We start from the raw sequence: 13,625 nt of genomic DNA, 5'->3' as shown, positions 1-13,625 counted from the left end.
AGACACTGTTTCGAAGGAACTGCCGGACACACTATTGGGCTTTGAGACAACAAGCCCTGCGGTGCTTGCCTCGTTGGGGGTGGGTGTCGGCCTGTGGCCTCTTTTGTGGGGGTTGTGGGTGTGTGTTGTTGCCCTGCTTTGGTGGGGTGGTGCTTTTTGTGTGTTGATGTGCAATTTTTAGAGTTTTTTACTCGAAATCTTTTGGTTTTGTGTTGTAAGTGTTTAAGGGCGCATGGTGGATGCCTTGGCACTGAGAGCCGATGAAGGACGTGGGAGGCTGCGATATGCCTCGGGGAGTTGTCAACCGAGCGTGGATCCGAGGATGTCCGAATGGGGAAACCCGGCGCGAGTGATGTCGTGTCACCCGGCACTGAATGTATAGGTGTCGGGGGGGACCGCGGGGAAGTGAAACATCTCAGTACCCGTAGGAAGAGAAAACAAGTGTGATTCCGTGAGTAGTGGCGAGCGAAAGCGGAGGATGGCTAAACCGGATGCATGTGATACCCGGCGGGGGTTGTGTGTTCGGTGTTGTGGGGCGTTTCTTCCCTCTACCGCCGTGGAGGGCGAAAGTGATAAACCGTGGTGTTAGGTGAAGTGGCCTGGGATGGTCTGCCGTAGTGGGTGAGAGCCCCGTAACTGAAAACATGCTGCCTGCTGTCGCAGGATCCCCGAGTAGCAGCGGGCCCGTGGAATCTGCTGTGAATCTGCCGGGACCACCCGGTAAGCCTGAATACTTCCCAGTGACCGATAGCGGATTAGTACCGTGAGGGAATGGTGAAAAGTACCCCGGGAGGGGAGTGAAAGAGTACCTGAAACCGTGTGCCTACAATCCGTCAAAGCCTCCGCTTTTGTGTGGGGTGATGGCGTGCCTTTTGAAGAATGAGCCTGCGAGTTAGCGGTGTGTGGCGAGGTTAACCCGTGTGGGGTAGCCGTAGCGAAAGCGAGTCTTAAGAGGGCGACACAGTCGCATGTCCTAGACCCGAAGCGAAGTGATCTACCCATGGCCAGGTTGAAGCGACGGTAAGACGTCGTGGAGGACCGAACCCACTTCAGTTGAAAATGGAGGGGATGAGCTGTGGGTAGGGGTGAAAGGCCAATCAAACTTCGTGATAGCTGGTTCTCTCCGAAATGCATTTAGGTGCAGCGTTGCGTGTTTCTTGCCGGAGGTAGAGCTACTGGATGGCCGATGGGCCCTACAAGGTTACTGACGTCAGCCAAACTCCGAATGCCGGTAAGTGAGAGCGCAGCAGTGAGACGGTGGGGGATAAGCTTCATCGTCGAGAGGGAAACAACCCAGACCACCAACTAAGGTCCCTAAGCGCGTGCTAAGTGGGAAAGGATGTGGAGTTGCATAGACAACCAGGAGGTTGGCTTAGAAGCAGCCATCCTTGAAAGAGTGCGTAATAGCTCACTGGTCAAGTGATTCCGCGCCGATAATTTAACGGGGCTCAAGCACGCCACCGAAGTTGTGGCATTGACGCGTAGACATAAGCCGCCGGGTAACCGGTTGGTTCAGTGGTGTTGATGGGTAGGAGAGCGTCGTGTGGGCGGTGAAGCGGCGGAGTGATCCAGCCGTGGAGCCTACACGAGTGAGAATGCAGGCATGAGTAGCGAAAGACGGGTGAGAAACCCGTCCTCCGAAAGACCAAGGGTTCCAGGGCCAGGCTAATCCGCCCTGGGTAAGTCGGGACCTAAGGCGAGGCCGACAGGCGTAGTCGATGGACAACGGGTTGATATTCCCGTACCGGCGAAGAACCGCCCCAGTCAATCCAGTGATGCTAAGAGCCCGAAACCTTGCGTACGATCCCTTCGGGGTGAGGCGTGGGGAGGTAGCGCTCGACCCTATGCTGGTGCGGCTAGCGTATTAACAGGTGTGACGCAGGAAGGTAGCCGATGCCGGGCGATGGTTGTCCCGGTGCAAGTGCGTAGGCCGAACGATAGGCAAATCCGTCGTTCATTCAGGCTGAGACACGATGCGGACCCGTTTGGGGAAGTTGGTGATCCTATGCTGCCGAGAAAAGCATCGACGCGAGGTTCCAGCCGCCCGTACCCTAAACCGACTCAGGTGGTCAGGTAGAGAATACCAAGGAGATCGAGAGAATCGTGGTTAAGGAACTCGGCAAAATGCCCCCGTAACTTCGGGAGAAGGGGGGCCTGAAGCGTGAACCCACTTGCTGGGGGAAGCGTGTGATGGCCGCAGAGACCAGTGGGAAGCGACTGTTTACTAAAAACACAGGTCCGTGCGAAGTCGCAAGACGATGTATACGGACTGACGCCTGCCCGGTGCTGGAAGGTTAAGAGGAAGGGTTAGTCGTAAGGCGAAGCTCAGAATTTAAGCCCCAGTAAACGGCGGTGGTAACTATAACCATCCTAAGGTAGCGAAATTCCTTGTCGGGTAAGTTCCGACCTGCACGAATGGCGTAACGACTTCCCAGCTGTCTCAACCGCGAACTCGGCGAAATTGCAGTACGAGTAAAGATGCTCGTTACGCGCAGCAGGACGGAAAGACCCCGTGACCTTTACTACAGCTTGGTATTGGTGTTCGGTGTGGCTTGTGTAGGATAGGTGGGAGACTATGAAGCGGGCACGCTAGTGTTCGTGGAGTCATTGTTGAAATACCACTCTGGTCACTCTGGATGTCTAACTTAGAACCGTAATCCGGTTCAGGGACAGTGCCTGGTGGGTAGTTTAACTGGGGCGGTTGCCTCCTAAAGAGTAACGGAGGCGCCCAAAGGTTCCCTCAACCTGGTTGGCAATCAGGTGGCGAGTGTAAGTGCACAAGGGAGCTTGACTGTGAGACTGACAGGTCGAGCAGGGACGAAAGTCGGGACTAGTGATCCGGCAGTGGCTTGTGGAAGCGCTGTCGCTCAACGGATAAAAGGTACCTCGGGGATAACAGGCTGATCTTGCCCAAGAGTCCATATCGACGGCATGGTTTGGCACCTCGATGTCGGCTCGTCGCATCCTGGGGCTGGAGCAGGTCCCAAGGGTTGGGCTGTTCGCCCATTAAAGCGGCACGCGAGCTGGGTTTAGAACGTCGTGAGACAGTTCGGTCCCTATCCGATGCAGCCGTAAGAAACCTGAGGAAGGCTGTCCCTAGTACGAGAGGACCGGGACGGACGCAGCTCTCGTGTGTCAGTTGTTCTGCCAAGAGCACCGCTGATTAGCGACCTGCGGGTGGGATAAGCGCTGAAAGCATCTAAGTGCGAAGCTCGTTCCAAGATGAGGTTTCTCACTGGGTTAACCAGGTAAGGCCCGTGGCCAGACGACCACGTTGATAGGCCGGAGGTGTAAGCGCAGTGATGCGTTAGCCGACCGGTACTAATCGGCCGAGGGCTTGGGGACAAATATGCACGTGCTCGCTATGGAGTGCTCAAGGCCCCCCAGAAATGGGGGAGTGCCTTGCGACTCAACAGTTTCCGGTGGCCATAGCGACGGAGATATACCCGTTCCCATCCCGAACACGGAAGTCAAGCCTGTCAGCGCCGATGGTACTTGGGGGGCAGCCCCCTGGGAGAGTAGGACGTCGCCGGAATAATTCGTTGAATGCGAGCCCTTGCTCGAGCCGAAAGGCCCGGGCAAGGGCTCGTTTCGCGTCCGCACCCTGTACGATCGCAAACCCCCTATGGCACCTCCTGAACGTCCTCGTCGCGCCCGCCCACCGGCAGGAAAGCAACCCTTTGCACGCGGCGGCGGCGCCGGCGGTGGCCGAGGCGGGTCGACCGGTGGTCGCCCGGCACGACCGCGGCGAGACGACGAGTCACCGCGGGGGCCGCGTCCGCCCCGGGCGACGGGAACTGGGCGGTCTGGTGGACCTCGGCGGGAGAGCGGTGCGCCGCGGACTGACCGCACGGGGCGGCCGTTCCAGCCGCGCCGCGACGACGAGGCGCCGCGCGGGCCGCGTCCGCCCCAGGCGACGGGTGGCGGCCGGCCGAGTGGACCGCGGCGCGACGACCGGCCGCGGCGGGACGACCGGCCGCGGCGCGACGACCGGCCGCGGCGCGACGACCGGCCGCAACCTGCGGCGCCGGACCGAGCCGAACGCAAGGGGTGGGGCGGCGTCACCCGTCGCGGGGCGCGGCAGGTAACCAACCCGACGCCGGCGAGCGAAGAGGCCAAGGCGTACGAGCGGCGCGGACCGCGGGTCGAGGCGCCGCGGCCCGAGGTCGAGCGGTGGGAACAGCGTCCCGCAGCCGCACCGAAGCGGGCACCGGCGAAGCGCAGCGGGGCGACGGGCCGGGCGCCCCGCGCCAAGACGCTGCCGGTCGACGTTGTGGCCGAAGTGGCGGCCGCGGCGTCCAACGCCCGGCGCGCGCCGATGCTGCAAAAACGCCTGGGCGACGCGGCGCGCCACATTCAGCACGGTCGGGACAAGGAAGCCGCAGGGATCCTGCGGCAACTGGCGCAGGAGATTCCTGAATCGGCGTCGGTGCGCGAGCTGTACGGACAGGCGCTCTACGAGCTCGGCCGATACCGCCAGGCCGTCGCCGAACTCGAGGCGTTCGTGGATCTCAGCAACTCCACGGAACAGCATCCCCTCCTCGCCGACAGCTACCGGGCCCTGGGTCGTCACGCCAAGGTCAAGGAGCTGTGGACGGAGCTGCGCGAGGAATCGCCGTCGCCCGACATCGTCGCCGAAGGGCGCATCGTCATGGCCGGCTCGCTCGGCGACCAAGGGAAGCTCGCCGAAGCGATCAAGTTGCTGGAGTCGGCTCCACCGCCACGCGGACGCGTGGCCGAGCGGCACCTGCGTACCTGGTACGCCCTCGCCGACTTGTACGAGCGCTCGGGCGAACTGTCGAAGAGCCGCTCACTGTTCCGCCGCGTCGTGCAGCAAGACGCGGATTTCGCTGACGCCGCCGATCGCCTGCACGCCCTCGGCTAACCGCCCTGGCATCGCGTCACACCGTCTGGGTACGGTGGGCCTTGTCGCTTCCCCTCGACGTTTCAGCGCCCGCGGCGCGGGCTGATCAGGGGAATGGATGCATGAACATCGCAGTCGTGCGCGGCGTGGTGCTGCGTGAACCGAGTGAACGGACCTTGGCGACGGGGCAGAAGGTCGTGTCGCTCGACGTGAACGTCGCCTATGACGACCGTCCGAACGAGAACCTCGAAGTGGTGTGGGTCGACCCACCGCGCAACCTCGCCGTGCCGCGGCAGGGCAACGAGGTGGTGGCGATCGGGCGCGTTCGCCGTCGCTTCTACAAGGCGGGTGGGAGCGTCGTGAGCCGCACGGAAGTCGTCGCCGACACGGTGCTGACCGCTCGTCAGACGTCGCGCATCAACCAGGCGCTGCAACGGGCGGCCGAGGCGTTGGTGGGCGGCTAGGTCAGCGGACGGAACACCATGCCGGTGCGCGGCTTGGGCCAAAAGAACGTGGTCTTTGGGGGCATGCGATCACCGCCGTGGGAAACCGCGGCGATCTGGGCCACCGTTGCCGGCCGGAGGAGCACGGCGGCCACGGCGTCGCCGGCGGCTACCGCTTCGGAGCACTCGCGCCAGCCGTGCTGGTAGACGACCGTCGCCTGCGGCAACTCGGCGAGTGCGACGTCGAGGCGGCTCGAGTCGAGATCCATGCGTGCCGCCGAGACGGTGCCCGCCCCCGGCGTGGCGAGCCAGGTGCCGTCGGCGGTGACCACCGCCAGGCTGCCGGCGTCGAGCATGCGCTGACCGATGGTGGCATCGACGGCGCCGGCGGGCGACAGGTCGAAGTGGCGGCCGAGCACGGCGAGGATCGTGGCGGCGTCGACACCGCTCAGCAGGCGGTGGATGGCGCCCACGGCCAGTTGGTCTTCGACGAGTTCGACGGCCAAGGCCAGCACGAGGTCGTAGGGAGCGGCGCCGTCGCCGTGTTCGGCGCGCTGTTCTTCGCGGTAGTTCTTGGCGACCTCGTAGCGGTGATGGCCGTCGGCGACGAGGACCGGTTCCTCGGCGAGGAGTTTGGTCACGAGCTCGGCGCGGTCGGCGTCGAGGATCCATAAGCGGTGTTCGACGCCCTCGTCGTCGGTGGCCTCGGCGTCCGGGGCGCCGAGATCGGCGACCGCCGCGCTGAGGGCGGTCGGGGTGAGGACCCAGATGGGCGAGGTGTTGATCTTCGTGGCACGCAACAAATCCAGCCGATCGGTCTTGGCCTTGGGCGTCGTCTGCTCGTGCGGCAGCACGCCGCCTTCGGCCACGGCGAGGGCGCCGAACACGCCGCGGCTGGTGCGGACTACGCCGAATTCATCGGTCCCACGCATCTCGTAGGCGTACAGCGAAGGGCGGTCGGTCACGAGCACGCCCTCGTCGATCCAGGCGGCGAAACGCTGCGCGGCCGCCGCGTAGGGGTCGCCGTCGGCACGCGCCAACTCGACGTGGATGGCGTTGTACGGGCTGCGTTCTTCGAGCACCGCTTGCTCGGCTGGGCCGACCACGTCATAGGGCGGAGCGATCACGTCGGCGAGGCGGACGCGGTCGAGGGAGTAGCGCAGACCGGCGAACGGAACGAAACGAGGCATCCGTCATGCGTAGCATCCTCCGGTCGTGACGTGGGCAATCGATCTGGACGGGGTGATTTGGCTGGGCGAGAGCCCGATCCCGGGGTCGGCCGCGGCGGTGGCGCGCCTGCGCTCGGGCGGGACCAAGGTCGTCTTCATCACCAATAACTCGGCCCACGTCGTCACCGACGTGGTGCGCAAGCTGCAGACGCACGGCATCGACGCCACCGACGAAGACGTGCTCACCTCCGCCCAGGCGGCGGCGACGCTGGTCAAGCCGGGGGAGACGGCGCTGGTATGCGCGGGCAAGGGTGTCGACGAAGCGCTGCAGCGGCGCGGGGTGCGCACGGTCCGGTCCGGGCGCGTCGACGCGGTGGTCGTGGGGTGGCACCGTGAGTTCGACTACGACGGTTTGACGGCCGCGGTCCGCGCGGTGCGCAACGGCGCCCGTCTCATCGGCACCAACGCGGATGCCACCTATCCGACGACGACCGGGCCGCTGCCGGGTGGCGGCGCGCTGCTGGCGGCGGTCTCGTACGCGTCGGGCGTCGAACCGGAGGTGGCGGGCAAACCGAACCGGGCGATGGTGGAGTTGGTGCGGGCGCGTTTCGGCGGTATCGAAGTCATGGTGGGCGACCGGGTCGAGACCGACGGGACGCTGGCGCACCGCCTCGGCGCCCGCTTCGCGCTGGTGCTCAGCGGCGTGACCGAAGCGGCGCAGCTGCCCGTTGTCCCCGAGCCCGCCGCGGTGGCGCCGGACCTGGCGACGCTGGTTCCGGGTTAGCCGTACACCGGGACCGGCGAGCGCCGCCGGTTGGTCGTGGCCCGCATCAGCAGGCCGACCACGACGCCGAAGGCGAAGCCGGTGACGTGGGCCACCCACGCAACGCCTGACGACGGGTCGACGGCGAACTGCGTCAGGAACCACACGCCGAGCAGGATCCACGCCGCCACCCGCCGGAACAGCACGATCGGCGGAATGATGATGAGGCTCTGCACCCGCGCCTTGGGGAACAGCACGAGGTAGGCGCCCATCACCGCCGCAATGGCACCCGACGCCCCCACGACCGGCACGGTGCTGCTCGGGTCGGCGAGGACGTGACCCAGGCTGGCGACGATGCCACCCACGAAATAGAAGACGAGGAACAAGACGTGGCCCATCTCGTCTTCGATGTTGTTGCCGAAGATCCAGAAGAACAGCATGTTTCCGCCGATATGCAGCCAGCCGGCGTGCATGAACATCGATACGACCAGCGCGAGGTACACCTGCTTACCGGGGAATCCCGACGGCGAGTGATCGGCGGCGTTGCACGCATCGGCGTCGTTGGCCTGGAACGTGTTGCGCAGCTCGTCGATGTGCAGCGGACGGCCCTGCGCCACCTCGCAGGGGATGGCCGCATGCTGAACGGTGAAGGCGGTATCGGACTCCGCCTGCTTGCCGAAGATCGACGTGCGGCCCGAGGGCTGGACGAGCAAGAACACGACGGCACAGGCGGCGATGACGAGGATCGTGATGATCGGCGGCCGGGTGGTGGGGTTGTCGTCCCGCAGCGGGATCACAGCGTGAGGCTAGCGGTGCCTACGATGCTTTCATGGCGCTCTCGGAACCGTGGAAGCACTACCTGCAAGCTGGAATGGAAGTCACGGAGGTCAACCGCAAACGCGCGGAAAAACTCGTGCGCGACCTCGTGAAGGCGGGTGAGGTGCAGGCGCAGGAGGCACAACAGCGCGTCGAGGAGTTGCTCGAGCGCAGCCGCAAGACGACCGAAACGTTCGCCGAGCGCGTGCGCGTCGAGGTGCAGCGCCAGATCGAGTCGCTGGGCCTGGCGCCGCCGGCGAAGCGGGCGACGACGGCCGCCCAGCAGACGGTGGCCAAGAGCGCGACCGCGGCCAAGAAGTCCGCGGCCAAGGCGACGGGCGCGGCCAAGAGCGGAGCCACGAAGGCGACGGGCGCGGCCAAGGCGACGGCCAAGACGACGGCCAAGAAGGCGGCGGGCGCGGCGAAGAAGACCGCCAAGAAGGCGGCGGGCGCGTCCTGACGGCTCGCCGTCGGCTCGACAGCGAACTGGTGCGCCGCGGCCTGGCTCCGTCCCCCGCCGACGCCGCCGAGTTGATCGGGGCCGGCACGGTGCGCGTTGCCGGTGCGGTCGCTACCAATCCGGCGCGGCTGGTCGCGGCGGGCGATCCCGTCGTCGTCGAGGGTCCGCCGCCGCGCTTCGTCGGGCGCGGTGGCGAGAAGCTCGACTTTGCGCTCGACGCCTTTGAGATCGACGTGACGGGCCGGCGCGCCCTCGACGTCGGTGCGTCGACCGGCGGGTTCACCGATTGTCTGCTGCAACGGGGAGCGGCGCACGTGGTCGCCCTCGACGTCGGCCACGGCCAACTCGACCAGCGACTCCGCAACGACCCGCGGGTGACGGTGCTCGAGCGCACGCACGTGAACGACGTCGACCCAGCCACCCTTGGCGCGCCCTTCGACCTCGTAGTGGCCGACGTTTCGTTCATCTCGTTGACGTCGATCGCGGACGCTCTGTTCGGTGTCCTGGCGGCGCCCGGCGCCGACGTCGTCGTACTGGTGAAGCCGCAGTTCGAGGTGGCGAAAGCCGTGGCGGCGCGCGGCAAAGGGGTCGTGCGCGACCCGGCGGAGTGGGAGGCGAGCATCGAGCGGGTCGAGACCGCGTTCGCGGCCCGCGGAGCGACGATGATGGGGACTGTGACTTCGCCGATCACGGGTGCATCCGGCAACACCGAGTTCCTGCTCCACGCCGTCGCGGGGCGCTGATGGCGACCGTCGCCTTCGTCCCGCATCCCGACCGGCCGAAGGCCGCCGATCTCGCCGAGCAGGCGGGCGCGTGGCTGGCGGCGCGGGGCCACAACGCTGTCATCGTGTTGCCCGACGCCACGCTGCCCGACGTCGACCTCGTGGTGAGCCTGGGCGGCGACGGCACGATGCTCCACTCGATCGGCCTCGTCGGTGCCCGCGAGATCCCGCTGCTCGGCGTGAACATCGGCCACCTCGGCTACCTCACCGATGTCGAACCCGATGGTCTCATCACTGCGCTGGAACGGTTCTTCAACGGCGATCACCGACTCGAGCGCCGCATGATCCTCGACGTGGCCGCCAACGGCGTGGTGCGCCGCGCGCTCAACGAGGCCGTGCTCGAGAAGACCACGAGCGGCCACACCGTGCATCTCGGGCTCACCATCGACGGCGAGCCGCTGGTCACCTACGCCGCTGACGGGTTGATCGTGGCGACGCCGACGGGCTCCACGGCGTACAACCTGTCAGTGCGCGGCCCGATCTGCTCGCCGACGCATCGCGGCATCGTGGTGACGCCCGTGTCCGCGCACATGCTGTTCGACCGCTCGTTGGTGCTCGACGCGGATCAGGTCGTCGGGGTCGAAGTGCTCGAGGGACGCGAGGCACGCCTCGTGGTCGACGGCCAGGTAGTCGGCTTGGTGACGTCGTCGCAGCGAGTGGAGTTGTCGGCGTCGAAGATCGACGCCGCCCTCGTGCGCTTCGGGCCGCCGGACTTCAACCGCGTGCTGCGCTCCAAGTTCGGGTTGGCCGATCGCTGATGCTCGTCGAGCTGCGCGTCCGCAACCTCGGCGTGATCGCCGACCTCGAGTTGGTGCTCGGGCCGGGCATGACGGCGGTGACCGGCGAGACGGGCGCGGGCAAGACCCTGGTCGTCGATGCCATCGAGCTCCTCGTCGGCGGGCGCGCGGACGCCTCGATGGTGCGCGCCGGCGAAGGCGAGGCGGTGGTCGAAGGCCGGTTCGTGCGCGGCGACGAAGAAGTCGTCGTGCGGCGCGTCGTCTCCGCGCAGGGCCGCTCCCGGGCCTACGTCAACGGGGCCATGGCGACGGTGGGCGAACTGGCGGCACTCGGCGCCGAGTTCGTCGACCTGCATGGTCAGCACGCCCACCAGTCGCTGCTCAGTGCCGCGGCGCAGCGCGACGCGTTGGACGCGTTCGCCGGCATCGACTTGTCGGCGCTACGCGCGGCGCGGGCCGAGCGAGCGCAGCTGCGGGCGCGGCTCGACGAGCTCGGGGGCGATCCGCACGCGCGAGCGCGCGAGATCGACTTGCTGGCGTTCCAGGTCGACGAGATCGCCCAAGCGGCCCTCGACGACCCGAACGAGGAGGCGGCGCTGGAAGCGGCCGAGGATCGTCTGGCCAACACGGTGGCGTTGCGTGAGGCGGCGGCTACCGCCTACGCCGAATTGCGCGACGACGGCGCTGCGGGCGACCGAGTGCGCGCCGCACTGAGCGCGCTGGGCCATCACGCCACCTTCGCCGGCGTGCGGTCGCGTCTCGAAGGATTGGTGGCGGAACTGGACGACGCCGCCGCCGAGCTGCGCACCACGGCCGAGGATGTCGAAGACGATCCGGCTGCACTCGCCGAGGTGCGCGCCCGGCGCCAGCTGCTCGTCGAGTTGCGCCGCAAGTACGGCGACACCGTCGAGGAGGTGATGGTCTTCGGCCAGCGCGCCGAGAGCCGCTTGGCGGAGTTGCGCGGGCGCGACGCCGAAACGGCCACGCTGGCCGTGCAACTCGACGACGCGGCGAAGGCCGAGCGGCGGGCGGCCTTGGCCGTGGCGAAGGCGCGGCGCGCCGCAGCGGCGCCGGCGGGGGCAGCCATCGAGTCGCATCTGCACGCGCTCGCCCTGCCCCGCGCCGAACTGTCGATCTCGGTGGAAGGGGATGCGCCGGCGGACGACGTCGCCTTCGTGTTCGCTGCCAATCCGGGCGAGCAGGCGCTGCCGCTGCGCAAGGTGGCCTCGGGCGGTGAGTTGGCGCGCGTGATGCTGGCGCTACGGCTCGTGCTCACGTCGGGCCCGCCGACGATGGTGTTCGACGAGGTCGACGCGGGCATCGGCGGCGAGGCGGCAATCGCCGTGGGACAGGCGTTGGCGTCGCTGGGTGAGCAGCGCCAGGTATTGGTGGTGACGCACTTGCCGCAGGTCGCGGCGTTCGCCGACGCGCAGGTGCAGGTGGTCAAACAGGACGCCGGTGATCGAGTCGTCGCCGCCGCCAGCCGGTTGGACGACGCCGATCGCGTGGTGGAGCTGTCGCGCATGCTCGCGGGCGACTCGGAGAGCGCGGCGGCGCGCAAGCACGCCAAGGAGCTCCTGGAGTCGGCGCGCAAGCGGAGGGCGGGATGAAAGCGCGCGCCCTGCCACGTGATCCGGTCGTGACCGGTCCGGCGCGCCTCGGGCCCCGGACCAAGCTGCTCACGCCGCACCTGCAGCCGGGCGAGGTGGCGGTGATCAACCACGAGGACCTCGACCGCGTCGCCGCGGAGGGACTCGTCGAGGCCAACCCGGCGGCGATTGTGAACGCGGCGCGTTCGATCTCGGGCAAGTACCCGAACGTCGGCCCGCTCCTCATCGCCGCGGCCGGCATCCCGCTCGTCGACGGTGTCGGCGAAGAGGTCATGACGCGGTTGCACGACGGCAGCGTGCTGCGCATCGACGACGGCGAAGTATTCGCCAATGGTGAGCACGTCGCCACGGGCACGCGCCAGACGCTGCAGTCGCTCGAAGCGGAATATGAAGCCGCCAAGGTGACCGTCGGCGAGGAGCTCGAACGGTTCGCCGAGAACACGCTCGAGTTCATGCGCCGCGAACGTCAGCTGTTGTTCGAGACGCCAGCACTGCCGGACCTCAAGGTCGACATGCGTGACCGCCAGGCCATTGTCGTCGTGCGCGGTGCCGACTACCGCAGCGACTTGGCGACGCTGGGCGAGTACATCCGCGAGATGCGACCGGTCGTCATCGCCGTCGACGGCGGTGCCGACGCGTTGCGAGACCAAGGCCACCGGCCCGACCTCATCGTCGGCGACTTCGACTCGGTGTCCGATGCTTCGTTGCGCAGTGGAGCGCAGTTGATCGTGCACGCGTATCCCGACGGGCGTGCCCCCGGTGCCGCGCGGCTCGAAGCACTCGGGTTGTCGTATTCAACGATCGCGTTCGCCGGCACGAGCGAAGACGTCGCGCTGTTGCTGGCCTACGAGAAGGGCGCGGAGCTCATCGTCGCCGTCGGGCTGCACGGCTCGATGGTGGACTTCCTCGACAAGGGACGCCCGGGCATGGCCTCGACCTTCCTCGTGCGGCTCAAGGTCGGCCCGATCCTCATGGACGCCAAGGGCGTGAGCAAGCTGTACGAGCGGCGGCTGCGCAAACGCGACATCGCGCTGTTCCTGCTCGCCGTCGCGGTCGCGTTCCTCGTGGCGGGCTATACCGTGCGCGACTTCCTCGCCGAAGTGCTGCGGTCCCTCTTGCCATGATCTCGTTTCGCTTTCACATCGTCTCGCTCGCCGCCGTCTTCATGGGCCTGGCGCTCGGCATCGTGCTCGGGACCGCGTTCATCAACGACGCCACCATCAACCGCCTGGAGACGAGCATCAAGCGGTATCGCGCCGAGCGCGACGACGCGCAGCACAACGTGGGCGTCTGGTCGAAATTCGCCGACGACGCCGAGGCGTCCTTGGTGGCGGGCCGCCTCGACGGTGAGCGCGTGTTCACCATCGTGCCGGAAGGATTGAGCGGGTCGCTGACCGACAAGATGCACGCGCTGCTCACGACCGCGGGCGCGGTCGACGCCGGGCGCCTCACGCTGGCCAATGCGTGGGCCGACGATCCGGCACCCACCGACGACATCGCCAAGGCGCTCGACATCGTGGGTCCGAGCAACATCGATTCGGTGACCGACGCCGCCGCCGAGCGGTTGGCCCGCGAGTTCGCCGCCGGCGGCGGGCCGACCCTGCCGGCCCTGGTCGACGCCAACCTGGCTCGCCTCGACGCCGGTGACGCGGCCAGCGCGCCCGGTCTCCAGGCGCGGTTCCTCGTCATCGACGACGGCGCGCCCGCAGGCCTGCTCGAACCCTTGACGCGCGCCCTGGCGGCGCAGATCCCCAAGAGCGTGCTGGTGGCCGACGCCAGCCCCGACGACACCATCAGCCAGTCAATGGTGGTGGCCATGCGCAACAAGCCCGAGTCGGCGCTGTTCAGCACCGTCGATCATCTGGACACAGTGCCGGGCCGCCTGGCCGCGATCCTGGCGCTGCGCGACTTCGACCGCGGCGCCACCGGCGATTACGGCAGCGGACCCGGCCACGACCGCGCCGCTCCCGCGCCCGGCTGA

12 protein-coding genes and 2 rRNA genes are annotated in these 13,625 nt (G+C 67.0%); 12 read left to right on the top strand and 2 right to left on the bottom strand.

Annotated features, from left to right (window positions below; all coding sequences use genetic code 11):
- The 5 genes from VHC63_03190 to VHC63_03170 form a co-directional block, all read left to right on the top strand.
- Nucleotides 1-181 (top strand): hypothetical protein (locus tag VHC63_03190; GenBank protein HVV35580.1); only part of this gene is annotated, 181 nt, incomplete at its 5' end.
- Nucleotides 182-212: 31 nt separating this feature from the next.
- Nucleotides 213-3,345 (top strand): 23S ribosomal RNA (locus VHC63_03185).
- A gap of 73 nt (nucleotides 3,346-3,418) precedes the next feature.
- Nucleotides 3,419-3,535 (top strand): 5S ribosomal RNA (gene rrf, locus VHC63_03180).
- A gap of 90 nt (nucleotides 3,536-3,625) precedes the next feature.
- Nucleotides 3,626-4,885 (top strand): hypothetical protein, encoded by a 1,260-nt coding sequence (locus tag VHC63_03175; GenBank protein ID HVV35579.1) that lies wholly within the window; start codon nucleotides 3,626-3,628, stop codon nucleotides 4,883-4,885.
- Between the two features lie 101 nt (nucleotides 4,886-4,986).
- On the top strand, nucleotides 4,987-5,328 hold the full coding sequence (locus VHC63_03170) for a hypothetical protein (GenBank protein ID HVV35578.1): 342 nt from the start codon (nucleotides 4,987-4,989) through the stop codon (nucleotides 5,326-5,328).
- Here VHC63_03170 and VHC63_03165 read toward each other — a convergent pair.
- Nucleotides 5,325-6,497, bottom strand: a complete 1,173-nt coding sequence (locus VHC63_03165) for a DUF1015 domain-containing protein (GenBank protein ID HVV35577.1) — start codon at nucleotides 6,495-6,497, stop codon at nucleotides 5,325-5,327. The two genes, VHC63_03170 and VHC63_03165, sit on opposite strands and share 4 nt — an antisense overlap.
- Nucleotides 6,498-6,522: 25 nt before the next feature.
- Here VHC63_03165 and VHC63_03160 point away from each other — a divergent pair, with 25 nt between their 5' ends.
- Entirely contained in the window at nucleotides 6,523-7,260 is a 738-nt protein-coding gene (locus VHC63_03160) for an HAD-IIA family hydrolase (GenBank protein HVV35576.1), read from the top strand.
- Here VHC63_03160 and VHC63_03155 read toward each other — a convergent pair.
- A complete protein-coding gene (locus tag VHC63_03155) occupies nucleotides 7,257-8,036 on the bottom strand; it encodes a rhomboid family intramembrane serine protease (GenBank protein HVV35575.1) in 780 nt (259 codons plus the stop codon). The two genes, VHC63_03160 and VHC63_03155, sit on opposite strands and share 4 nt — an antisense overlap.
- A gap of 32 nt (nucleotides 8,037-8,068) precedes the next feature.
- Here VHC63_03155 and VHC63_03150 point away from each other — a divergent pair, with 32 nt between their 5' ends.
- From VHC63_03150 to VHC63_03125, 6 genes are read left to right on the top strand one after another with little or no spacing between them, the layout of a single operon-like run.
- Complete coding sequence (locus VHC63_03150) at nucleotides 8,069-8,515, top strand: hypothetical protein (GenBank protein ID HVV35574.1); 447 nt, start codon at nucleotides 8,069-8,071, stop codon at nucleotides 8,513-8,515.
- Nucleotides 8,512-9,258: a TlyA family RNA methyltransferase gene (locus VHC63_03145; GenBank protein ID HVV35573.1), complete on the top strand. Its 747-nt coding sequence runs from the start codon at nucleotides 8,512-8,514 to the stop codon at nucleotides 9,256-9,258. Before VHC63_03150 ends, VHC63_03145 begins: the two co-directional genes overlap by 4 nt.
- Nucleotides 9,258-10,055, top strand: a complete 798-nt coding sequence (locus VHC63_03140; GenBank protein ID HVV35572.1) for an NAD(+)/NADH kinase — start codon at nucleotides 9,258-9,260, stop codon at nucleotides 10,053-10,055. Before VHC63_03145 ends, VHC63_03140 begins: the two co-directional genes overlap by 1 nt.
- Complete coding sequence (locus VHC63_03135; GenBank protein ID HVV35571.1) at nucleotides 10,055-11,644, top strand: DNA repair protein RecN; 1,590 nt, start codon at nucleotides 10,055-10,057, stop codon at nucleotides 11,642-11,644. Before VHC63_03140 ends, VHC63_03135 begins: the two co-directional genes overlap by 1 nt.
- Entirely contained in the window at nucleotides 11,641-12,768 is a 1,128-nt protein-coding gene (gene steA / locus VHC63_03130; protein HVV35570.1) for a putative cytokinetic ring protein SteA, read from the top strand. The genes VHC63_03135 and steA overlap by 4 nt, the downstream gene beginning before the upstream one ends.
- The gene (locus VHC63_03125) at nucleotides 12,765-13,625 is read left to right on the top strand and encodes a copper transporter (protein HVV35569.1); all 861 of its coding nucleotides are present in this window, start codon (nucleotides 12,765-12,767) and stop codon (nucleotides 13,623-13,625) included. The genes steA and VHC63_03125 overlap by 4 nt, the downstream gene beginning before the upstream one ends.

It is taken from the genome of Acidimicrobiales bacterium, assembly GCA_035546775.1.
Taxonomy (GTDB): domain Bacteria; phylum Actinomycetota; class Acidimicrobiia; order Acidimicrobiales; family JACCXE01; genus JACCXE01.
The sequence above is the reverse complement of the archived record's forward strand: the minus strand, read 5'-3'. Positions and strand labels throughout refer to the sequence as shown.